This window comes from Allolucifera butyrica, from assembly GCF_900476375.1.
In the GTDB taxonomy this organism is placed as follows: Bacteria; Bacillota; Negativicutes; order Sporomusales; family UPPP01; genus Lucifera; species Lucifera butyrica.
Map to the genome: position 1 here is coordinate 24148 of NZ_UPPP01000084.1, position 20756 is coordinate 44903.

The window sequence follows — 20756 nt, forward strand, 5'->3', positions numbered from 1 at the left end:
TTCTCAACACGAGAGCGGCCTTTTTATTTCCCCGCTGCACATTTCCCGACTCCCTTTCCGGCAGGCCCGTCACACGGGGCGCGGCGGCACGGTTTGGCTGCCGTGGCCGACCCGATAAACAGAAAACAACATAAAATACAAACTGCTTCTTGCTACTCCCTTGGCAATGCTATAATGTAAATGACGAAATAACAAGACAAGCAGTAACCCGGTACCGGAGGTGAACTGAATGCACGCCTTGTCAGACCTGTTTTATCCCCTTATTGCCAGGCCCAAACATACACTGCAATACATGGAAATCCCCCCAAGCAATCTGTTAAGGCCCTATATACGCTGTTTCTGGGGATCAGCTTGCCCCCAGCCACCCTTCCCGGAAGCAGAAAAGGCAGAATCGCCTACCCTCGTCATTCCGGATGCCTGCATGGACATTATCGTTACCATCAATCACAGTTCGGGAAAAATAAACGCCGCTTTTTGCGGTATCAACGACGTTCCCTTTTCTGCTGCGGCTGATAACCGGACGGCCTTAACGTCAACCTTTGCCATCCGCTTTTACTTCTGGGCTGTCGCTCTGTTTGCCGACACCGGCATGAAGGAAGCATTAAACACATTTACGGATGTGGACCATTATTTTCGCGACTTCCGGGAAAAATTAACCGGTGCGCTGCTGGAAAGACAAACCATAACCGGCCGGGCAGCGGCGGCGGAAAACTATTTGTTACACCGCCTTAAAAATTCGCATCCTGCAAACCCCAATGTCCTGAATGCGTTCCATCTTATCTTAAAAAGCAAAGGCTTGGTTTGTGTGCCGGACCTGTGCGCCACTTTAGCGGTCAGCCCAAGACAGCTGGAACGTCTCTTTGCAGAGTTTACAGGGGCTTCCCCCAAAAAAATTGCCGACATTATCCGCTTTCAAATGATCTGGCAGGACATGCTTTGCGCCCGCAGCCGCAATTTTAGCGATCTTGCCTATCGCTACCAGTTTTCCGATCAATCGCATTTTATCAACAATTTCAAGAAGTTTGCGGGACAGACACCATTGACAGCCTTGCAGTATGCCCGGAGTTAGCCTGTCGTTTTTTTACAATACAGCCGCCGGTTGTTGTGGTAAAGTGAAGAAAAAACGAACAAAGGAGGCCCCTCTGTGAAACTTGAAGTAACGGAACAAAAACCGGTGTATTTTCAGGAAGAATGGCCCGGACAATATGAAGTATTTCATTGGTTTGAATTTGTGTGCGGCATTCCCCATCCGTTGTTTATGATTTCGACGTATAAAGAAAATGGACAGCCTAACGCCTGCCTGCATTCCTGGAGTTCCTTCTCCGGCGACGGCGGCGGCTTTTATGCAATCATGCCGGGACTGCTCCGCCGGACGCATACTTATCAAAACATTCTGCGAACCAAAGAGTTCTGTGTGAATTTTCTCAGCCATGATTACTTCGAACAATGCCAACGTACCATTGTCAGCAATGATTTCGAAACCGACGAATTCGCAGCCGGCGGTTTCACGCCCGAACCGGCCAAAACCGTTCGTGTCCCGCGGATCAAAGAAAGCTTTTTAACTCTGGAATGCAGCCTCGTAATGGAAAAAGATCTATCCCAGCAAGGAACGTCCGCTCTGGTCATCGGCAAGGTACAAGCCATTGCCCTGGACGAAAAGCTCGGCGAGAATGCCTATGCGCGTTATGGACAGGATGGCTTTCTGTTCAATATTCACCAGCCCCAAAACCCGTCGAATGGCCAGGGGAAACTGTCGGGAATCGGAGTGATTGAGGTAATAAAAAAATACGGCTAACGCTATCAACCTGTTCCTCATTATTGACACAAGCGAATTGGATATTTGAAGTGCCGATACAATAAGCATCCAGACAACACAACCGTAATAAATTCTGCAATAGGAACCGCCAGCCAGATGCCCTGAATGCCAAACAAAACCGGCAACACGGCAATGCCGGCTGCAATCCATACGATTCCTTTGCTCAATGCAATGAATACCGCCTTCCTGGGACTGCCAATGGCTGTAAAATAACCGGCTGTAACAATATTTAAACCATTAACCAGAAAAGCAAATGCATACAGCTTCGCACCCTCCACAGCAAAAACAAGCACCTGTTCATTTCCTTCATTTAAAAATAATGCAATGACTTCTTTGCTAAAAACAAAAATTGCAATAAAAATTCCCACACCGATCACAAAACCAGTAGCAGAAACCAGCTGCAATGCCTTTTTTACCCGATCCATCTGACGGCTTCCATAATTGTAGCTGATGATCGCCCCCACGCCATCGGACAATCCGATCAGAATATTATTGCCAATAAACGCCAAATAACTAATGACAGTAAAAACAGCCACGCCCATTTCACCCACATAACGCATCAGCGTAATATTAAACAAAAAAGTAGTAATCCCTGTCCCTATCTCGCTCAATCCCTCAGATAAACCGCTGTAAAGAATCTGTCCGGCCGCATGTTTACTGAAACTGCCGGCAAAAGGTCTTAACACTGCCTTTTTAGTAAAAAAAGGCAGTGCCGCCATCCCAAATGCAATCAGGAAACCAATCCCGGTAGCGAAGGCCGCCCCTTTCATGCCCAATGCAAGTTTTGCAATCAGCAGCCAATTAAATAACATATGGCTCCCGACGGCAACCACCAGGGCCAGCATGGCATAGACCGGCATAGCTATCGTTTTTAACGCATAATCCAGTACCATCATAAGCGCAAGGAAAGGTAAAAACAACCCTAAATAACCAATATATGCGGCAACCTGCGGCATTAAATGTTCATTGGCTCCCAAAAAATACGCAATCTGGACAGGAAAATTCATAGCGGCGGCCATAAATAACAGCGAAACTCCCCCGGCGAGCAGCCCCGCTGTTCTAAAAGCGGTATTGGCCGCCATGACATTCCCCTCCCCCAGTTTTCTGCCGATCAAACTTTGCGCTCCAATGCCAATAACCACACTAAATGCAAACAAGAAACTGCTGAAAGGCATCGCAATATTAACACAAGCCAACCCATCTGTACCGATATAGCGGCCTACAAATAATCCGTCCACAATCGTATTCAGTCCTAGAAACAGCATAGCCGCAATAGTCGGAATACTATACTGTAAAAATAGCTTGCCAATGCGCTCTGTGCCCAAAATATTTTCTCTCATATATCTCACCCCATACAAAAGAATAAACCTTGGAGCAACTCCAAGGTCAAGCAGAATGTAGCACAATCCAAATTTCGTAGTAATCGTAACCGTCTTTATGGGTACTTGCCAGGTATCGCCCGAGCAAGGGCCCCTCAACTTGCCTGCCTTTCTCTTTCAGCCAAGCCAACGCTTTAACCAGGACTTCATTTTCCTGCCGGGAATAATCCGTACCCAATACCGTATACAGACAATCCTTTTCCGGTAAAGAAGAAAACTCTTGCTGCTCAGATAAATCAAGCTTACTCAGGGTCTCCTTATCAAAGCTGATGCCAATCTGCGCCGAATCAAAACTCCGATTATTGAACAGTTCGTCCGGCGGCAACAACAAGGTATAGCGAGCACTATGCATCCAGCTCCGATCCGGCTTTTTATAATGGCGAATAATCTGAAGCAGATCCTCCTCCTGCGCGCCCCAGAATTTATATTTAAAATCAGGTGCCGGCACAAGTGAAAATTTGCCAAGCTGTTGTTCACATAGTTCATACTGAGCAATAATTTGCCCGAGCAATGTCCGCTGCCTTACCAAAGCTTCGATTCGCTCCTCAACAAGCTTGTCATTTTGTATCAATACCTGTTTAATATCGCCAAGGTCCATCCTTGTTATCATTGGTCGAATATCCTTAACAGCTACCTCCATGTTACGGAAAAGCAAAATATCCATAAGAATCACAAGATCATCATAGGAATAATACCGGTAACCATTATCGCAATGCCTGTCGGACGAAAGCAGTCCGGCCTTCTCATAATAGCGCAGCGTATCGGTTGATATATCGAACAGTTTCGCCATTTCGCCAATCTTCCACTTATGGTTCATACACTCTTACCTGCCTAATTCCCGTTAGACTGCCTCACTGTATCATAAATCTTGCCGCTCAAACTACAGTGGCCCAGCTTTACAATTTATACGGGTATTGTATCACATCTCTTTGACAATAGGAACGAGACTGCTGGTAAACTAAAGCCTCGCAGACAGAATTTCTTCTCGACCGATTGTAGGCCTTTTCAGTTACATATTTTACAACCTATGGGGCTGACGTGTTGCTAGCACGCCAGCCCCATAGGTTGTCTAACCGGAAACGGTTAGCCTCAGTTTTAGATTATTAAGAAAATAACCGCAAACCTTAGCTTTTTTATTTTCCTACCGCGGCTGTGTTGTTGTCAAATTGCTATAAAAACGACAAAAAAGGCTTTACGAAAGTATCGTAAAACCTTTGAGATATCTATGGCGACCCCGGCAGGATTCGAACCTGCGGCCTTTTGATTCGTAGTCAAACGCTCTATCCAGCTGAGCTACGGAGTCAAATTCAACTTACTTATCTATTATATCTATTAGTATGCAGAATGTCAACTGTAATTTATTATTTTAAACTTGTTTCGTCGCCTTCCCACAAGTACACTACGAAAGAACAAAGTAAACACCAAAACCGAAAACTACTTGTGATAAGCGCTCAGCAGTGTTACATTTATTGTAAGCATACGCATCGGAGGTGCTAACGATGTATTACAGTCAATATAATACCATTGTTAAACTCCGCTCGGCAGAAAGTAAACGCTATGTTTTATATAATTCACTTACAAATGGTCTCGATTTATTGGATGAATTTCAGCACAGCCAGTTGCAAACTATACAGCTGTCTGCGGATATACAGGATGTTGACCGTCAGTTTATCAATGCTTTAACACGGCAGGGATATTTATTTGCCGCCCAGGAGGAAGAGTCGCAGCGGGCAGCGGCGGAATACGGCCGGATACAACAGCATTTACAAAATGCTCCCATCCGGCTTTGTCTAACTGCTGCAAGCAGTCCCGTCTTATTTACCCACCCATCCATTGCCGGTGAAGATCCACATTCCCCGGCGAGCGCCGCGTATGAAGTTATGAATGCATTTTTTAATTTTGCGACGCATTTTGAGAAACACGCAATGCCGCCTTCGCTCCTCTTCATGATTAGCCGGTCCCGACAGCCTGACAGGCAAAACACCCTGCTGCGCTATTTCAGCAGCCAGTGTTTACGCTATAATTATCCCTTTTCCCTGGTGATTGACAGTCATGAACTGGCCGGCTATGCTACTACGCTAGTTACCTTGCCGGCACAAAAAGTACACATTGTTTTCCAGCCCGCTCCTGTATCCGGTACCGCTTCCCGGAATCAAGCGGATCCCTCTCCCTGTTTTACGGCCATAGCAGCTGCTCTCGTTCCGCTAATCCGGCATGAAGTCCCCATCTTGCTTCATATACTGGTTAACCGCGAACTTGACAATATGGTTCCCCTAATAACAGCTTTAGAAAGCCAGAATTTATTATCCCTTGACCCAAAACAATTTGCCATTCTGTTAGAACTTCCCTTTGACGAAACCGGCATCCCCGCTCCGGAGCGCCTAAAATTTTGGCAGCAATTGGCTGTACTCAGTAAACAACACCCGCTAATGAAAAAGGTCCGGCCTGTGGACTTCGAATTTATCCGTCACAGCTTAGAACCGGAAGGCAAAAATCCTCTTTGGGATCCCGCTGACCCGGTCTGGCTTGGCGACCAGCAGGGAACGATTCATGCCTGGCCGGCCACTAATGTAAACGGACAAAAAGAAGGTAAGCTGGGTTCTTTCTATCCCCAGCTTACCTGGAACGGCCCGGCTTTTAAAAATTGGCAGCAGCAAAATGCCCGGCAGCGGGCCGATTGCCGGCAGTGTCACGATCAACTGCCCTGCAGCAGACACCGGATGGCTGCCGCCTATTGCGGGCATCCTGTTTCCCCTGCCTGTCCGCCAACGGAGCAGTTAATTGAGGCCGCCCTCCGTTATTATCTGGAGTGAAAAATCTTTCTCAAGCCGGAATCGACAGTTTGGCTTTCAGACGGGCTAACGGCAGCAGCTTCAGCAAAACTACGCTGATAATCAGCTCCGGTCCTAAATAACTGGCGTTAAAAAGAAAGGAATAGACATAAGGTGACATTCCCTGCGGCGCGTAACTGGCAAAAAAGACCACCCCAGATAAAAAGTGACAGAAAAAGCGGCCACCGATCGCCACTACAGTCCCCAATAAGATCCGGTTCGGAAAATAACCGGCCAGTCCTAAGGCCATAAACGGCAAAGGATAATCCAGCAAAATCTGTACGGGATGCAAAAAATACGGCTCCTGCACCATGGTGACCATACCGAACAGAAATCCTGTAATCATGCCAACCCGTGGACCATGCAGATAGGCCATGACCAAAATAGGCACCATGCTCCCCATGGTCACACTGCCGCCCTGGGGCATCTGATAAATTTTAAATAGTTTTAAAACCGTTGCCAACGCCAGCATAACGCCAATCTGAGCTACTAATTTTGTGTCAAACTTCCTATGGTTCATCCCCAATACCTCCTCTGTGCCGGAGCGCGCTAAAAAAACCGTAATCCAGAATCGGATTACGGCTTTTTTCTTCCGTCGCTTTCCTACGCTGGTATTATCCAGATCAGGTGTGAGGGTTAATGATTACTCATTTCTCAGCCGGCACCGGCACCCCTAGCACAATTTCTTTTTCTTGATTGTAACATTTTTCCATTTTAAATTCAAGTCTTAAAACAACAATAAACACCCAGGCAACCCGAATCAACCGCAACCTGGAAACTTGTCCCCCCTGCCGCCGGTAAGTTACTAACGGCGTAGGGCATTGCATAGCGCAGCGTTACCGCCGTCAGCGGCCATTTAACCTGTTTAATGCTCACTCCCTGACAGACGGGAGTGAAGGCCAGCAGGGAAATCGCCGTTACCTCTTTCTTTAGCCCGATTTTAACGCCATTTTTACCGTGCAGCAAAACCAACAGTTCTTTTTCGTCGGCGAGGCAGCAAGCATGAATGCCATGGTCCGGACCGCCGGTCAGAGAAATTACATTACTCCATAAATGATCAAACCGTCCGCCCCAGCAGCCGGTAGCCACAACAGTACTCTCACCGTATACATCCCCGACGCGCTGTAGCAGCAACTGTAAATCAGTCAGATCCTTGTCAACGGGATACTGTTCAACGAAAACAGCCTGCCGCCGGGCCCAATTCCAGGCTTCGGACGAAGCACTGTCCCCGTCGCCGATCAAGCGTTCCGGCAAAAGACCGTATTGATAACAAACGTCAATTCCCCGGTCGGCGCACCATATAGCCGGATGGGCAGCAGCCAGTTCAGTCAGCCACAAACCGTCGGGACTGCGCCCTCCCGCTACTAACAGAACCTGTTTTTCCGGGAGAGGATTCACAAATTCCACAGCCGCCTGTGGCAATACAAAAGTATTTCCCACTGCCCCAACCTTCCATTTCGCGTATTTTATATTTATTTATTTTCGGCAAAGTCCCAGCGATTCCCTTTATAATCCCATGAAATAATGGCGGCTTACTGTCATGCAATGCACATTTCGGGGAAAAATACAGCTGGAGGTGAATTTAAATGCCAAAAAACAAAATAAATCCCGGTTATAGCGCTAACAATCCCGAACCGCCGGAATACAAGGAATCGGGATTGTTACCCAATGAGGATGCGCTTCATTCAGCAGAAGAATATATTTATGGCGCCACCGATGCTACGCAAGATAACCAGACCAAAAATGAGCGGGGAGGTCATACCCATGGGACCATCCAATGATTCAGGGTCAAAAATGCAGCCCGAATTCAACCGTAATGTATCCCGTTCCCAGGTTGTCAACTACGTCACGCCGGCGACAGGCGGTTTTATTCAAGACCTGTTGCGGGCTAAAAATGATGCCGAAATGGCTGCCGATTTTACCGTATCCCCCCCAGAGCCTTCTGCCGACGAGCCCTGGGAGCAGGAAGAACCGGCAAAATCAAGATCCGGATCACCGTCAAAACAATGACCCGGACTAAAAGAATGGCTAAATCTATAAATAATTACAGCGTATCATGGGATTCGGAAACATGATACGCTTTTCATTTTCAGCCTGCAACTATGTCCTTTTCAACTGGAAATCGGCTCAATTTCTTCCTGCGGGATTGATGTCCGCAGCGGTGTTTCCCGGATACTGTAACTTTTCCCCGGAAATCTTGCCACATATTCTTCCGCAAGCTCCCGGGAAGCAAACGCACCGACAACAAAATTTTCCTCATAATATCTTAAATAAATCAGATACGTATTCACGCTATCACCTCCCTCTTTTATTGTGTCTGACAGCAGGAAATTTTATTTTAAAGTCAGACCCCATAAGAAAAAATCGGTCCATAGCGCAGGGCTCAGTGCCCATAAAAAAACAAGGCGCCGCGGAAAACTCCGCGACACCCTGTTTATTCTAACCGGCTTAACCGATCCGAACCACTTGTTTTTGACCGCGTTTTACATTACGCCCTTCTTCAAAAATCACCTGGTTTCCTGCCGCTAAATTCACAAAAATTACCGGAGTGATTACCGACGGGACCTTTCCCTGTACTTCTTCCAGGTTTACCTTCAACAGAGGCTGCCCGGCTTTTACTTTCGCATCCTGTTCCACCAGAGCCGTGAAGCCGTCACCGGCCAGTTCCACCGTATTAATCCCGAAGTGAACCAATACTTCCATGCCGTCCTCTGTCGTGATGCCAATGGCATGCTTCGTGGGGAAAAAGGTAGTAACCGTTCCATCCACAGGAGAAACGACTTCCCCGTTAGCCGGGTCAATGGCAAAACCATCGCCCAGTATTTTTTGCGAAAAGACCTTGTCCGGAACTGCCGATAAGGGCAGTAGTTTTCCATCCACAGGAATCACAAAGTTTTTAGCGAAAGCCGTCTTATCAACCTTGGCGGTCTCCATCGACGCCGCTATGCCGGCATCCGGTTCAGGCATCATACCGCTCATGACCTGCTGCATCTGCGTTTTGAGCTGATCCGATTTGGTGCCGAAAATAGCCTGAATGTTATTTCCCACTACCATTACGCCGGCCGCACCCAGCCGTTTCAATTCGCCTTTCTTAACCTGCTTGATATCTTTTACACTGATACGCAGCCGGGTAATGCAGGCATCAAGATTCGCAATATTGCTTTTTCCGCCTAACGCCGTCAACACATCAGCAGCCAGGGATCCTCCCGATACAACCTCCGCACCGTCCTCGGTTTCACTGTCGTCTTCCCGTCCGGGAGTTTTAAGGTCCCATTTGCGAATGGCAAACCGGAAACCAAAGTAGTAAATCACAGCGAAAACCAATCCGACAGGAATTACCAGCCACCACTGTGTCCGGTTCGGCAATACGCCGAATAACAAATAGTCAATAACCCCGCCGGAAAAGGTCATACCGATTTTTACATTAAGAAGCTGCATGATCATAAATGACAAGCCGGCAAAAACACAATGAATCGCAAACAGGAGAGGCGCTACAAATAAGAAACTGAATTCAATCGGTTCCGTAATCCCCGTTAAGAAAGAAGTCAGCGCAGCCGAGGCAAAAATCCCGGCAACCAGCGCTTTCTTCTCCGGCTTGGCTTCATGATACATGGCCAAAGCGGCTGCCGGCAGACCGAACATCATAAAGGGAAACTTGCCGGCCATGAATGTACCTGCCGTAAAAGGAACCCCATCCTTTAATTGTGCAAAGAAAATCCGTTGGTCGCCATTTACAATTTGTCCCGATTTGGTAACATATTCGCCAAATTGGTACCAGAACGGATTATACCAGATATGGTGCAGACCGAAAGGAATCAGGGACCGCTCGACAACACCGAAAATAAATGCGGCTAATGTTTTATTGGTATCAATCATATTATGGGAAAGATAAAACAAACCATGCTGGATCGGCGGCCAGACAAAGGTTAAAGCAATTCCCAAAATCAGCGAATATACAGCGGCAACAATCGGCACAAACCGCTTGCCGGCGAAGAAACCCAAATAAGAAGGAAGTTCAATCGTATAATACCGCTTGTATACCTGCGCGGCCAAAACGCCGACCATAATACCGCCAAACACACCGGTTTGTAAGGTAGGAATCCCCAATACCATGGTGTACATGGGATTTTTCAGCACGGCGCTGGTAACACCGGCCATCTGCCCCATGGTAATATTCAGAATTAAAAAACCGACAATCGCCGCCAGCCCGGCAACGCCTTCCCCACCGGCCAGCCCTACGGATACGCCTACTGTAAACAGCAACGCCAGGTTGGAAAAAATAACATTACCTGCCTGTTCCATGATGCGCGAAAGTCCCTGAAACCCATCCGCACCAAGTACAGGCAAAAAGTGCAGCAACTGCGGATTCTGAAACGCGTTGCCAAAGGCCAACAAGAGACCGGCCGCAGGCAAAATTGCCACCGGCAGCATGAGTGCCTTACCAATTTTCTGCAACGTACCAAATGATTTCTTAAACACGACTCATTCCTCCTTTGTAAAATGGGGATGTTACCAAAACACAAAAGGCATGAGCATGATTAATATAAAATAACATTTTTCATGTTCATCGTCCTATCGACGCGAACCGGAAAAAGGTATTTTCTATTAACCATTGCTCATGCCTGATCGAATCAGTAACACGCTCTGGATAACAAAATTATTCAATTTTCTTATTCCTATGTAATTAATATAGCATAGTCTTATTGTAAACTCAATACAAAATTATTAAACTTTTTCAATTTTTTTGCTGGTGACATTTTCATTTCTGCGCTATACTTAAATACGCTATTAAAGATCTCACCCGGAGGAAATTCTCATGCGTGTAAAACAAAGGTTGAACAATAACGCCATCGTAATCTATGATGAACAGAATGATACGGAGAAGATTGCTATCGGGAAAGGCCTTGGCTTTCAGTCGCGCATCAATGAACGCATTGATTCCGCCCAAATTGAAAAGTTGTTCATTATTGAAAACAAAATAACTTACAGTAAGTTTGCGCAAATTTTAAAATCCATTCCGGAAGAATATATTACACTGTCGGAAGAAATTATCAGCCATGCCGAAGAAATATTAAAGAGCGCACTCAATATTCACATTCATATATCTTTAACCGACCACATTGCGTTTGCCATTGAACGGCTCAGGGCAGGCATTCCCATCAATAATAAGTTATTGACGGAAATTAAGATTTTGTATAAAGAAGAATACGCAATCGGTCAATGGGCCAAACAGCGGATCGAAGATAAACTGCATATGTCGATCCCGGAGGATGAAGCCGGATTCATTGCCCTTCATATCCACTCTGCCAAACTCAATCAGAGTGAAATTTCCTCCTCCCTGAGAATTCCCACCATCATAAAAGGTGTTATTGATTTGATTGAAAAGGATTTCCGCATCCGTATCGACGACCAAACCATTGCCTATCACCGCCTGATTACCCACCTGCAGTTTACTCTGCAACGGCTGAACAGTGGTCAGACCCTGCACGAAATTGATCAGGACATTTTTATGATCATTCAGCAGAAGTACCAGCGGGAATTTGCCTGCGCCATAAAAATCGGCCTCTATCTAAAAAAAGAATATGGCATTTCTCTTCCCGAAGCCGAACTAGGCTATATGTCCATGCACATTAAAACAATTACCAGCCGGACCGGCGACTAACCCGGAAGAGTAACGCGCCAACCTGCGAAAAGGCTGACCTACTGTCAATAGGTCAGCCTTTTATACTGCTATTTTCAATATAACCTTCTTTATTCATCCAGTAATTTATTGACACGATATAGATAGAAAAGAAAACCGACCGTCAACAGAATATAAAACAAGGTTTCCAGCATATTCTATCATCTCCTTACTATAAATAATCCCGCCGCGGCGGGACTGAATTCATACGGCACGCTGCAAACCGGTTGCGACTGCAACAACTTTTCTCATGTCTCCCATTATAATGATGAAATGTGACAGACATGTGACTATAAATTTTAGCAGACAAACCAGGCTGCTGCAAGAAGAAATAAAATCCATCGCCATGTAGTTTACCCATTTATTTTCTATAAATTCATCAGACAACAGGCATCCTAAACCAGGACTATGAATCGTATGATTTATCTCCGTGTGTAAAGAATATACTATGGGTTAACTCAAGGGAGCGCGAGAAAGATGAATCATTTTCCTTCATCCGAATATGTCAGAGATTTAGAAAACATTTTAGCCTATCATCGTTACCTGCATTGGGCCAAGTATGAATTCTTATCAGTCCCCTGGCTTCTTTTGACAGCAGTCACGGTGCTTGCCATAGCAATCTGGGTAAAATTGGTTGATAAAAAAAATATAATCGAACTATTACTTTTTGGTTCGTGGATTGCAATTGCCTGCGTTTCTTTAGATGAATTCGGCTATGAGTATCGTTTATGGCGTTATAAATATCATGCTATTTCGCAATTTCCGCATATCTTATGGGTCCACTTCGTTATTCTGCCTATAATCTATATGCTTATTTATCAATATTTTCCCAAATGGAATTCTTTTATAAAAGCCCTGGTAATTTTGTCGGCTATCTTGGCCTTGCTCGGCGAACCCCTCTTGGTTCGGCTTGATATTTACGAATTACTTCACTGGAAATACATATATTCATTTCCTATATACATTTTAGTTGGGGTAACACTGAAAGCCTTAATCCTATGGCTGAAGAATTTTTCGTCCCAATAGGGGAAAAAATTAAAGCCCCGCTTTCGCGAGGCAAATAAGAAGTTACAGACAACGACATTTCATCTGAATTATTTATCGAAGCCGGTCTTTAGCTTGCTACCAGGCGATGAGCGCTAATAAAAGCAGAAGGATCAGACCGGCCAGCAATACAATGCCAATAGATGAAAACAAAAAGGAAGTCAGCAGTAAGCCGCCGCCGATTAGCAGGAATAGCAGGGCCAACGTGAAAATTCCCATTGATAGCATCCCCCTCCTTTTACAAGGGTTATACTACATAATATGAATCACAGTGCGAGACAGACACAAAGGAATGTATCAAAAGCTTATTTGGCAATCACTTCAAACTTATAGCCAATCCCCCACACAGTATGAATGTAGGCATAAACCGACGTATCAATTTTATGCCTTAACCGGTTAATAGTGGCGTCAACGGTCCGGTCAGCCCCTTCAAAATCATAGCCCCAAACATTGGCCAGCAGTTGCTGCCGCGAAAAAGCAACCTTCGGATGACGGGCCAAAAAAAGCAACAGCTCCAGTTCTTTGGGCGAGAGTATATTTTCTTCTTCCTCGCGTTTGACACTATGTGTACTGGGACTAATGCTCAACCCCGGAAAATCAATTGTAGTGCCGACTCCGTACAATAGACCGCAACGCCGGAGAACAGCCCTGACTCTGGCAACTAATTCACGGGGGCTAAACGGTTTGGTAATATAATCATCTGCTCCCAGCGAAAACGCGGTCATTTTGTCATCCTCGGCATGTTTGGCAGTAAGAAAAATTATTGGAACCTTTCTTTGTAATGACTGACAAATGTCCCAACCGGAACATTTAGGCAACATCACATCCAAAATCAGAATATCCGGTTGTTCCGTCGTTTCTATCTGCAGTGCTTCTTCCCCATCGGCTGCCGTAAACACGGTAAAGCCTTCTTTTTCCAGGTAAAGTTGTACAACATGACAGATATTACTTTCGTCATCAGCAACCAATATTTTAATACTCATATATCATATGCCTCCCTAGGAATTTGCTGTAATAACCGACAAAAATTACCAGCTAATTATATAATACAATTTATTTTTGACAAATTTGTTACAGAACGTGCTAAATTTAACATATAAGAAAAAAAGCCCCCACAAATGTAAGGGTTTTTTAAAAGGAATATGTGCCTACGTAATAGTATTAATAATAACTACAGCAAATCAAAATACTTACATACAATCAAACCTGCAGTCAGTACAGCAACAAAAATAAGGCCGTAAATAAAACCCAGTAATAGCATGGGTCTCCCCCCTATTATGAAAAGTAGAAAGAGCCTCTACTCTTTTATTTGTATTTTACCAATAACTTGTAACAAAATTATGACAAGAAAGGCCCATGGCGGATTATGAATCGTCGGCTTTCCCGGGAAAAACAAATTTTAAAAACAATGATTGCCATTTACTGCTATGGCTGTCATAAAATCGGCGATTCCTTGTGCCCAGGCTGTCATTCCCTGCTGGAATATGCACTCCAGCACCTTCAGCATTGTAAATTTGGCGAAAAGAAACCGGCTTGCCGCCAATGCCCGGTTCATTGTTACCGCCGGGATATGCGCGAGAAAATCATTCAGGTCATGCGCTATTCCGGTCCCCGGTTACTATTTAAACACCCGTTACTAGCCCTGGCCCATTGGCTTGATTCCTGGAGGAATAATCCCGGGTAGCATAAAAAAGACCGCTTAAGGCGGTCTTTCAGTTTATCTCTTATATCTTTTCTCCCTCCATGGCAATTCTTTTATAAATCTGTACTTACTTGATTCTCCAGAGTACTGCCGCTTGCTTTAACTTTGGTTCTTCCTTTTTTTGTTTTAACATCAAACCAAACAGCGGCGGCTAAAATTATCCCCTTTACTATATATTGCCAATATGCATCCAAGTTCATCATGCTCATGCCATTGTCCATCGTTGTCATTATTAAACCACCCAGAATTGCACCGGCTACCCTGCCAACGCCGCCTGTCGTCAAGCTTGCTCCGCCTATAACCGCAGCGGCAATTGCATCTAATTCAAGATTTAGCCCGGCTTCCGGGGTCCCCGCATTCAGCCGCCCCGCCAATATTAAACCGGCAATGGCAGCCATAAAGCCGTTCAGAGCATACACTAACGACATATTCTTCTCAACATTTATTCCAGAGTATCTTGCCGCCTCGATGTTACCACCAATAGCATATAGTTTCCGGCCAAAAATTGTTTTTTCAGCAACAAATGAAAATATCAGCACGAGAAACAACATTATAAAAACAGGAACAGGAAGGCCACGATAACTGTTAAGGATTGCCACAATGATTAAAATAATCGCAGAGTAGCCGATACAGCGCAGCACCATCTTGCCTAAAGGTTCTACAACATTATGATATTTTTCTTTGGCTATGCGTCTACGAATTTCACTACCAACTAAAAACAGTATAGCAACCATTGCAATAATAATAGTAACAAAATCGCTAAGATAAGCTTGTCCGAAATAAACTAATGACCGTTCCAACGGTGCAATTGTAGTCCCCTTAGTAATCCCAAGAACACCACCTCTAAACACAAATAATCCAGCAAGTGTTATAATAAAGGCCGGTACTCCTGTATAAGCGATCAAACTTCCCTGTAAAAGACCTATGAGGCAACCAGTTGTAATGCATATAAGAATTACCTCAACCGTGTTCATGTGATACCATACTTGAAGAGCCGCTCCCATGCAACCAATAAAGCCCATGACCGACCCTACCGAAAGGTCAATACCCCCTGACACAATAACCAGTACCGCGCCTGTACCTAAAATACCAGTAATAGCCATTTGCAGAAGAAGATTAGATAAATTTCTTGAGGTTAAAAATGAACCCCCAAAGTTCGTAAAACCATTGCTTGTAAAATAGGTAAATCCAATCCACATAATAATAAGTGCAACAAACATTGTATAGGTTCTCACATCAAGTTTTTCAATATTAAACAACTTGGATCTGTATAAGGACGGCTTCCCCATAATTAATTCTCCCTTCTCGCTGATGCATGCATTAATTTTTCCTGTGTTGCTTCAGTAATTTCAAACTCCCCCGTTATGATGCCATTGCTCATAGTTATTATTCTATCGCTCATACCTAATATTTCTTCCATTTCGGAAGAAATCATAATAATTGTCACGCCTTGATCCACCAGTTCATTCATAATCTTATAAATTTCATACTTTGCACCAACATCAATCCCTCGTGTCGGTTCGTCCAAAACTATGATTTTGGGTACTGTCATCAAACATTTCGCAAAAACAACTTTTTGTTGATTACCGCCACTTAATGTATTGGCTAAAACCTCGCAACTAGGAGTTTTAATTTTGAGATCATTGATGTATCTATTTGTTTCACAAACAGCCTTATCGCTATTTATAACACCCCAATGAGCCACTTTTCTCAAAGCAGCCAGAATAATATTCTCCTTAATGCTCATTATAAGATTAAGCCCAAATTTCTTTCTGTCCTCGCTTAGCAGAAGGAATCCGTTATGCAACGCATCCATCGGGCTTTTGATATCGACTTTTTCTCCTTCGATAAAAACTTCTCCCCTAGCCGGCTCACTAAAAGCCCCAAAGACCGATGTAAACAATTCTGTCCGTCCTGAGCCAACCAAGCCTATAATCCCCAGAATTTCCCCCTTATAAGCTTTAATGTTCACATTATTTATCAACATCTTCCCCATAATATCCGGATGGGCGACACTGTAATTTTTAAGTTCGAAAGAGAGTGCTCCCCGTCTATGGGGTACCCTCGGATACATATTTTTCAGTTCACGCCCAACCATTAACCTTATCATTGTCTCTTTACTCATGTTCTTCTTTTCACGGGTTTCAATGGTCTCTCCATCTCTCAGAATAGTAATTGTATCGGCTATTTGCATAACTTCATCCAGCTTATGCGATATATATATGCAGGTAACGCCTTTTTCCCTTAAACCATCAAGAATATTTAAAAGTATTCCAGTCTCGGCTTCCGATAATGCAGCCGTCGGTTCGTCTAAAATCAGCAGCTTGGCTTCTACAGATAACGCTTTGGCAATTTCAACTAATTGTCTTTGACCAATACCAAGATTTCTAATTTTATCGTTCGGAGTCACCCCATTTTTTGACTTAATATCTAAACCGATTTTCCCGAGTAATTCCATAGTTTTTCTATACATCTCGTCAAAATTGACTATGCCAAATCGGTTGGGTTTATTGTTCAAAAAAATATTCTCGCTGATACTAAGGTCAGGCGCCAGGTGCAACTCCTGGTGAATACAAGCTATACCTGCATTCTCAACACATTTAATCGTTGCAAACCTTTTTTCCTCTCCATTAAAAATTATTTGTCCTTCATATGTACCATAGGGATATACCCCGCATAGAATTTTTATTAATGTAGATTTGCCAGCACCATTTTCACCAACCAGAGCATGTATCTCACCCTTTTTAACACTAAAATTTACATTATTTAAAGCTTTGACTCCCGGAAACTTCTTTGTGATATTTTGCATCTGCAATATATACTCTTGCACGCTTACACCTCTCAATCGATGTATATTGATCATCTTCCATAAAAAAAGAAGGGGGTAGCTGATGATGCATAAAAATTATTATCATCTCTATACATCATCAGCCTGGCATAAACGAGTCCAAACTATTCTTTCGGCCATTGATCCTGCGGTACATTTTTATAAACATCTGCCAATTTTTGGAATTTATCCTGTTTGATAAGAATCTTATATAAGTTAGATTTATCAATTGCGGTAACATCTACGAAGTAGCTAGGAACATCTTTAAAGTTATTATTCAGTGTTTTCCATTCACCAAGTCCTTGGTCTATGGCAGACTTGGGGTCTTTACCTAGGGCAAGCGCTACAGCAAGTTCTATGGCCGCTCTATTTAGTTTAGCAATTGGTTTATATACAGTTCCCGTCTGAGTACCCTCCACGATTCTCTGGCAGGCAGCCAGATCGGCGTCCTGACCGGCAATTGGCACCTTACCCGCAAGTCCCTGGGCAGCAAGTGCCTGAATCGCACCACCGGCAGTACCATCGTTCGAGGCGATAATTCCTTGAATATTGTTTTGTGCTATAGTAAGACCGTTTTCCGTATTTTTGAGTGCTTGGTCAGGATCCCATCCCTTGCACCACTGTTCCAGAACTACTTTTATATCTCCTCTGTCAATATAGGGCTGAAGTATTTTTTTCTGTCCTTCTGCTACCAAATGAGCATTATTGTCTTCAGGGCCGCCTTTTAGCCAGATATAGTTGCCCTTTGGCGCCTTATCCACAATAAATTTCGCTTCTACTTCCCCCACTTTTACGGAGTCAAATGTAATATAATAATCTAAATCAGAGTTCATAATAAACCGGTCATAGGATATAACAGGAATATGGGCCGCATGAGCTTCCTTGACAATCGGATCACAGGCGTTTGCATCAATAGACTGGACAATCAGAACATTGACACCCTGGTTTATCAGATTTTCACATTGAGAAACCTGCTTTTGCGGGTCATCATCAGCCACTTGCACTAAAAGCTGAAACCCGTTCTTCTTTGCATAATCGTTAAACATGTCAATTTCACGTTGCCAACGTTCTTGTTTAAGAGTGCCAATGGAAACACCAATTTTGATGTGGTTGATGTCTTTTGCTGCCTTTCTTTCTGATGAGTTTGAAGAACCGCTGTCTTTGCCGCAACCAGCAGCCATGATAATAAAGACAAGCATTACCAGAACCAATAATAGCGCAGAGATTTTCTTACTGAGTTTCACTGGAATATTCCTCCCCTTACTTTTTATATTATTTGTATCTGTTGCTGGCAGATACAAAATAATAGCTAAACCGGGTATTCTTACGAACCAAGAAATACTTCATTGTTATTGTAGTTGTTGCTTCGCCATATCCTAAAGAAATAAACTCTAAATTCTCTGCTTCGATCTTGGGTTCATTTTATCCAAAATATTTTAAATATTCTATAGATTTCTTGTTTAGATATCAATAGAATATTCAGTTTTTTTAAGGAATCTTAGCCAAGACTTTCATTATCTTGCTTTTTACAATTATCCCCGGCGGTTATCTCGCTAAGTTGAATAGTCACTCTGAACAAACTATTGATCCCCTACTACCGGTAAAATGGAACCTCCCTGCGGAATGAGAATAACTTTTGCCTCATTGCCAAGTTCCTCTAACGCATGATTCAATGCGCTTTGGACATCATGGAATGGCTCAAAAAATATATTTTTGACTCGAAAATCGTCCAAATCAGATACTAAATAAACTTTTTGATTTTGCATCACCATAGCTATGGCCGCTGCTTTATGTCCACCCAGTTTGAAATTTTTCTTAATCCTGTCAATCAATTCATCCGGCTCTCGCGCCTCGACGATCCACTCTTCAAAGGTCTTTTCACCAAAGCCTTCTCTGCAGGAGGCCACGAAGATAATAATTCCGCCCTTTTTCACAGCATGTTTCGCATTATCTAATGCTTTCTGCGCCTGATAAAGATTTAAGTCTTTGGGAAATCCGCCTGATGAGGTAATTACGACATCCGCTTTTTCGCGAATTTTAATTTTATAAAACCGGTCCAGGAATTGGCATCCTTCGCGGTGGGCGTCAATATAATGACCGGCAACCGCCTTAATAATCTTTTTTTGTTCATCCAATACCACATTTAGAATAAAATCAATGGATATATATTTTGCCACAGCGTCAATATCCAGCCGCACCGGATTGGTGTTTAGATTTCCGGCATGAGAACGTTCGTCAACCATTCTGCTGTGGTTAGCCTGAATGGCGGCCCTGGTAGACACGCCCGGCATGATGGCTTTGGCCCCGCCGCTGTAGCCGGCAAAATAATGATACTCTATATTGCCGAGGCATATCCTTCGGTCAGCGTCGGCCACTATATTGCAAATATCTACAGGAGTCCCGTCCGCAGTGTGCCCAAAATGCCTGAACCCGTTAACGCCGCCATCGACACAGTGAACCCGTTCATATACTTTATCGCCAACAAGATACTTTTTTTCTTCTTCCGTATGCCGCCGGTGGCTGCCCAGGGCAAATACGACGGTAATATCTCCGTCTTGAACTCCCGCTTCTCTTAGTTCGTCCAAAAGCGGCGGCAAAACAGTCTTGCTGGGCATAGGCCGGGTTATATCACTGGTTATGATAGCAATTTTTTCGCCAGGCTTTACAATTTTCCGCAGTCTTTGGGCATTGATAGGCCGTTTCAAGGCTCGAATCACTTCTTCTTCTCCCGTTAGTTCAATTTCCATTTTGTTTGCACGCAATACGCCCAGCAAATTGTGGTCGGAAATCGTTACGTTCATTGTGCTCTTATCAAAACCGAGACTATATTCCATAAAGACCTCCTTTTAAACCGGATAACAGACAGAGTCCTGTCTGTTATCCGGTTTTTCCATTATCTTTTCCGCCGCAGTACCGTTTCCACCTTACTGACGATGGCCAACGGCGTCAGGCCAAAACGCTGTTTGAGATAATCCTGGGGTCCCACTTCACCAAACTGGTCATTGACTCCGACCCGTTCCATCGGTACGGGTTGATTTTCCACCAGTACTTCCGCTACCGCCGAGCCCAGGCCGTTGATGATGTTATGGTTTTCCACGGTGACGATCGCGCCGGTTTCGGCGGCACAGCGGATAATCAGTTCTTTATCAATGGGCTTGAGGGTGAAAAGGTTGACCACTCTGGCCGAGATGCCTCTGGTTTTTAGCTCTGCCGCCGCCGTTAAGGCGTCGTCGACTAAGATGCCGCTGGCAATGAGGGTGACGTCGCTGCCTTCAGTCAGGGTAACTCCCTTGCCGATGGGAAAGGTCGAACCGTCCTCATAGATTTTCACGGCATTTTTCCGCAAGAGACGAATGTAGTAGACGCCGTAGCCCTCGGCGGTCTGTTTGATCAGGTCCCGCAGCATGACCGAATCCACCGGTTCTAAGATGGTGATGCCGGGTATGGTCCGGACGATACCCATGTCCTCAAAGGGCA

The 20756-nt window shown here is 44.4% G+C and carries 21 protein-coding genes, 1 tRNA gene and 1 riboswitch; of the genes, 8 read left to right on the forward strand and 14 right to left on the reverse strand.

Going from position 1 to position 20756, the window contains the following annotated elements:
• The first annotated feature begins 229 nt into the window (after positions 1-229).
• Both LUCIF_RS17110 and LUCIF_RS17115 read left to right on the forward strand, forming a co-directional pair.
• Positions 230-1069 (forward strand): helix-turn-helix transcriptional regulator, encoded by an 840-nt coding sequence (locus tag LUCIF_RS17110; RefSeq protein ID WP_122629108.1) that lies wholly within the window; start codon positions 230-232, stop codon positions 1067-1069.
• Between the two features lie 75 nt (positions 1070-1144).
• Complete coding sequence (locus LUCIF_RS17115) at positions 1145-1795, forward strand: flavin reductase family protein (protein WP_122629109.1); 651 nt, start codon at positions 1145-1147, stop codon at positions 1793-1795.
• A gap of 20 nt (positions 1796-1815) precedes the next feature.
• On the opposite strand, the gene LUCIF_RS17120 is transcribed toward LUCIF_RS17115, so the two are convergent.
• The 3 genes from LUCIF_RS17120 to LUCIF_RS17130 form a co-directional block, all read right to left on the reverse strand.
• The gene (locus LUCIF_RS17120; protein ID WP_122629110.1) at positions 1816-3156 is read right to left on the reverse strand and encodes an MATE family efflux transporter; all 1341 of its coding nucleotides are present in this window, start codon (positions 3154-3156) and stop codon (positions 1816-1818) included.
• Between the two features lie 46 nt (positions 3157-3202).
• Positions 3203-4012, reverse strand: coding sequence for a MerR family transcriptional regulator (locus tag LUCIF_RS17125; RefSeq protein ID WP_122629111.1), 810 nt, complete (start codon positions 4010-4012; stop codon positions 3203-3205).
• Positions 4013-4421: 409 nt separating this feature from the next.
• Positions 4422-4498 (reverse strand) — tRNA-Arg (locus LUCIF_RS17130).
• Between the two features lie 196 nt (positions 4499-4694).
• Here LUCIF_RS17130 and LUCIF_RS17135 point away from each other — a divergent pair.
• On the forward strand, positions 4695-6008 hold the full coding sequence (locus LUCIF_RS17135) for a hypothetical protein (RefSeq protein ID WP_122629112.1): 1314 nt from the start codon (positions 4695-4697) through the stop codon (positions 6006-6008).
• Between the two features lie 10 nt (positions 6009-6018).
• Here LUCIF_RS17135 and thiT read toward each other — a convergent pair whose 3' ends face one another.
• Both thiT and LUCIF_RS17145 read right to left on the reverse strand, forming a co-directional pair.
• Positions 6019-6546 (reverse strand): energy-coupled thiamine transporter ThiT, encoded by a 528-nt coding sequence (gene thiT, locus LUCIF_RS17140; RefSeq protein WP_122629113.1) that lies wholly within the window; start codon positions 6544-6546, stop codon positions 6019-6021.
• Positions 6547-6609: 63 nt separating this feature from the next.
• A riboswitch (TPP riboswitch) is annotated at positions 6610-6711 on the reverse strand.
• Positions 6712-6746: 35 nt separating this feature from the next.
• Positions 6747-7466, reverse strand: coding sequence for a thiamine diphosphokinase (locus LUCIF_RS17145; RefSeq protein ID WP_122629114.1), 720 nt, complete (start codon positions 7464-7466; stop codon positions 6747-6749).
• A 146-nt stretch (positions 7467-7612) separates the two neighbouring features.
• Between LUCIF_RS17145 and LUCIF_RS17150 the strand changes: the two genes are divergently transcribed.
• Both LUCIF_RS17150 and LUCIF_RS17155 read left to right on the forward strand, forming a co-directional pair.
• Complete coding sequence (locus LUCIF_RS17150) at positions 7613-7807, forward strand: hypothetical protein (RefSeq protein ID WP_122629115.1); 195 nt, start codon at positions 7613-7615, stop codon at positions 7805-7807.
• Positions 7791-8036, forward strand: a complete 246-nt coding sequence (locus tag LUCIF_RS17155) for a hypothetical protein (RefSeq protein WP_122629116.1) — start codon at positions 7791-7793, stop codon at positions 8034-8036. The genes LUCIF_RS17150 and LUCIF_RS17155 overlap by 17 nt, the downstream gene beginning before the upstream one ends.
• 101 nt (positions 8037-8137) lie before the next feature.
• On the opposite strand, the gene LUCIF_RS17160 is transcribed toward LUCIF_RS17155, so the two are convergent.
• On the reverse strand, positions 8138-8317 hold the full coding sequence (locus LUCIF_RS17160) for a hypothetical protein (protein ID WP_122629117.1): 180 nt from the start codon (positions 8315-8317) through the stop codon (positions 8138-8140).
• A 157-nt stretch (positions 8318-8474) separates the two neighbouring features.
• Entirely contained in the window at positions 8475-10505 is a 2031-nt protein-coding gene (gene ptsG, locus LUCIF_RS17165; protein ID WP_122629118.1) for a glucose-specific PTS transporter subunit IIBC, read from the reverse strand.
• Positions 10506-10842: 337 nt separating this feature from the next.
• Between ptsG and LUCIF_RS17170 the strand changes: the two genes are divergently transcribed.
• A complete protein-coding gene (locus LUCIF_RS17170; protein WP_122629119.1) occupies positions 10843-11688 on the forward strand; it encodes a PRD domain-containing protein in 846 nt (281 codons plus the stop codon).
• A 495-nt stretch (positions 11689-12183) separates the two neighbouring features.
• Positions 12184-12732 (forward strand): CBO0543 family protein, encoded by a 549-nt coding sequence (locus tag LUCIF_RS17175; protein WP_122629120.1) that lies wholly within the window; start codon positions 12184-12186, stop codon positions 12730-12732.
• Between the two features lie 96 nt (positions 12733-12828).
• On the opposite strand, the gene LUCIF_RS26175 is transcribed toward LUCIF_RS17175, so the two are convergent.
• Together LUCIF_RS26175 and LUCIF_RS17180 are read right to left on the reverse strand one after the other, a co-directional pair.
• The gene (locus tag LUCIF_RS26175) at positions 12829-12969 is read right to left on the reverse strand and encodes a hypothetical protein (protein WP_165866040.1); all 141 of its coding nucleotides are present in this window, start codon (positions 12967-12969) and stop codon (positions 12829-12831) included.
• 86 nt (positions 12970-13055) lie between these two features.
• A complete protein-coding gene (locus tag LUCIF_RS17180) occupies positions 13056-13733 on the reverse strand; it encodes a response regulator transcription factor (protein ID WP_122629121.1) in 678 nt (225 codons plus the stop codon).
• 383 nt (positions 13734-14116) lie between these two features.
• Here LUCIF_RS17180 and LUCIF_RS17185 point away from each other — a divergent pair, with 383 nt between their 5' ends.
• Positions 14117-14434, forward strand: a complete 318-nt coding sequence (locus LUCIF_RS17185) for a nitrous oxide-stimulated promoter family protein (RefSeq protein ID WP_122629122.1) — start codon at positions 14117-14119, stop codon at positions 14432-14434.
• Between the two features lie 71 nt (positions 14435-14505).
• On the opposite strand, the gene LUCIF_RS17190 is transcribed toward LUCIF_RS17185, so the two are convergent.
• The 5 genes from LUCIF_RS17190 to LUCIF_RS17210 form a co-directional block, all read right to left on the reverse strand.
• Entirely contained in the window at positions 14506-15711 is a 1206-nt protein-coding gene (locus LUCIF_RS17190; RefSeq protein WP_207857959.1) for a sugar ABC transporter permease, read from the reverse strand.
• Between the two features lie 32 nt (positions 15712-15743).
• The gene (locus LUCIF_RS17195; RefSeq protein ID WP_122629124.1) at positions 15744-17282 is read right to left on the reverse strand and encodes a sugar ABC transporter ATP-binding protein; all 1539 of its coding nucleotides are present in this window, start codon (positions 17280-17282) and stop codon (positions 15744-15746) included.
• Positions 17283-17404: 122 nt separating this feature from the next.
• Positions 17405-18523: a sugar ABC transporter substrate-binding protein gene (locus LUCIF_RS17200; RefSeq protein ID WP_122629125.1), complete on the reverse strand. Its 1119-nt coding sequence runs from the start codon at positions 18521-18523 to the stop codon at positions 17405-17407.
• A 336-nt stretch (positions 18524-18859) separates the two neighbouring features.
• Positions 18860-20113, reverse strand: a complete 1254-nt coding sequence (larAH6, locus tag LUCIF_RS17205) for a nickel-dependent malate racemase, LarAH6 family (RefSeq protein ID WP_122629126.1) — start codon at positions 20111-20113, stop codon at positions 18860-18862.
• 59 nt (positions 20114-20172) lie between these two features.
• The coding region (locus LUCIF_RS17210; protein WP_279386970.1) for a transketolase family protein at positions 20173-20756 on the reverse strand (584 nt) is incomplete at its 5' end.

What these genes read in the sequence shown, in the direction of transcription:
- LUCIF_RS26175 (WP_165866040.1), bottom strand. Translation starts at nt 12,969, where the DNA reads ATGGGAATTTTCACGTTGGCCCTGCTATTCCTGCTAATCGGCGGCGGC.
- LUCIF_RS17155 (WP_122629116.1), top strand. Translation starts at nt 7,791, where the DNA reads ATGGGACCATCCAATGATTCAGGGTCAAAAATGCAGCCCGAATTCAAC.
- LUCIF_RS17120 (WP_122629110.1), bottom strand. Translation starts at nt 3,156, where the DNA reads ATGAGAGAAAATATTTTGGGCACAGAGCGCATTGGCAAGCTATTTTTA.
- LUCIF_RS17135 (WP_122629112.1), top strand. Translation starts at nt 4,695, where the DNA reads ATGTATTACAGTCAATATAATACCATTGTTAAACTCCGCTCGGCAGAA.
- larAH6 (WP_122629126.1), bottom strand. Translation starts at nt 20,113, where the DNA reads ATGGAATATAGTCTCGGTTTTGATAAGAGCACAATGAACGTAACGATT.
- LUCIF_RS17110 (WP_122629108.1), top strand. Translation starts at nt 230, where the DNA reads ATGCACGCCTTGTCAGACCTGTTTTATCCCCTTATTGCCAGGCCCAAA.
- LUCIF_RS17150 (WP_122629115.1), top strand. Translation starts at nt 7,613, where the DNA reads ATGCCAAAAAACAAAATAAATCCCGGTTATAGCGCTAACAATCCCGAA.
- LUCIF_RS17125 (WP_122629111.1), bottom strand. Translation starts at nt 4,012, where the DNA reads ATGAACCATAAGTGGAAGATTGGCGAAATGGCGAAACTGTTCGATATA.
- LUCIF_RS17175 (WP_122629120.1), top strand. Translation starts at nt 12,184, where the DNA reads ATGAATCATTTTCCTTCATCCGAATATGTCAGAGATTTAGAAAACATT.
- LUCIF_RS17170 (WP_122629119.1), top strand. Translation starts at nt 10,843, where the DNA reads ATGCGTGTAAAACAAAGGTTGAACAATAACGCCATCGTAATCTATGAT.
- LUCIF_RS17180 (WP_122629121.1), bottom strand. Translation starts at nt 13,733, where the DNA reads ATGAGTATTAAAATATTGGTTGCTGATGACGAAAGTAATATCTGTCAT.
- thiT (WP_122629113.1), bottom strand. Translation starts at nt 6,546, where the DNA reads ATGAACCATAGGAAGTTTGACACAAAATTAGTAGCTCAGATTGGCGTT.
- LUCIF_RS17185 (WP_122629122.1), top strand. Translation starts at nt 14,117, where the DNA reads ATGAATCGTCGGCTTTCCCGGGAAAAACAAATTTTAAAAACAATGATT.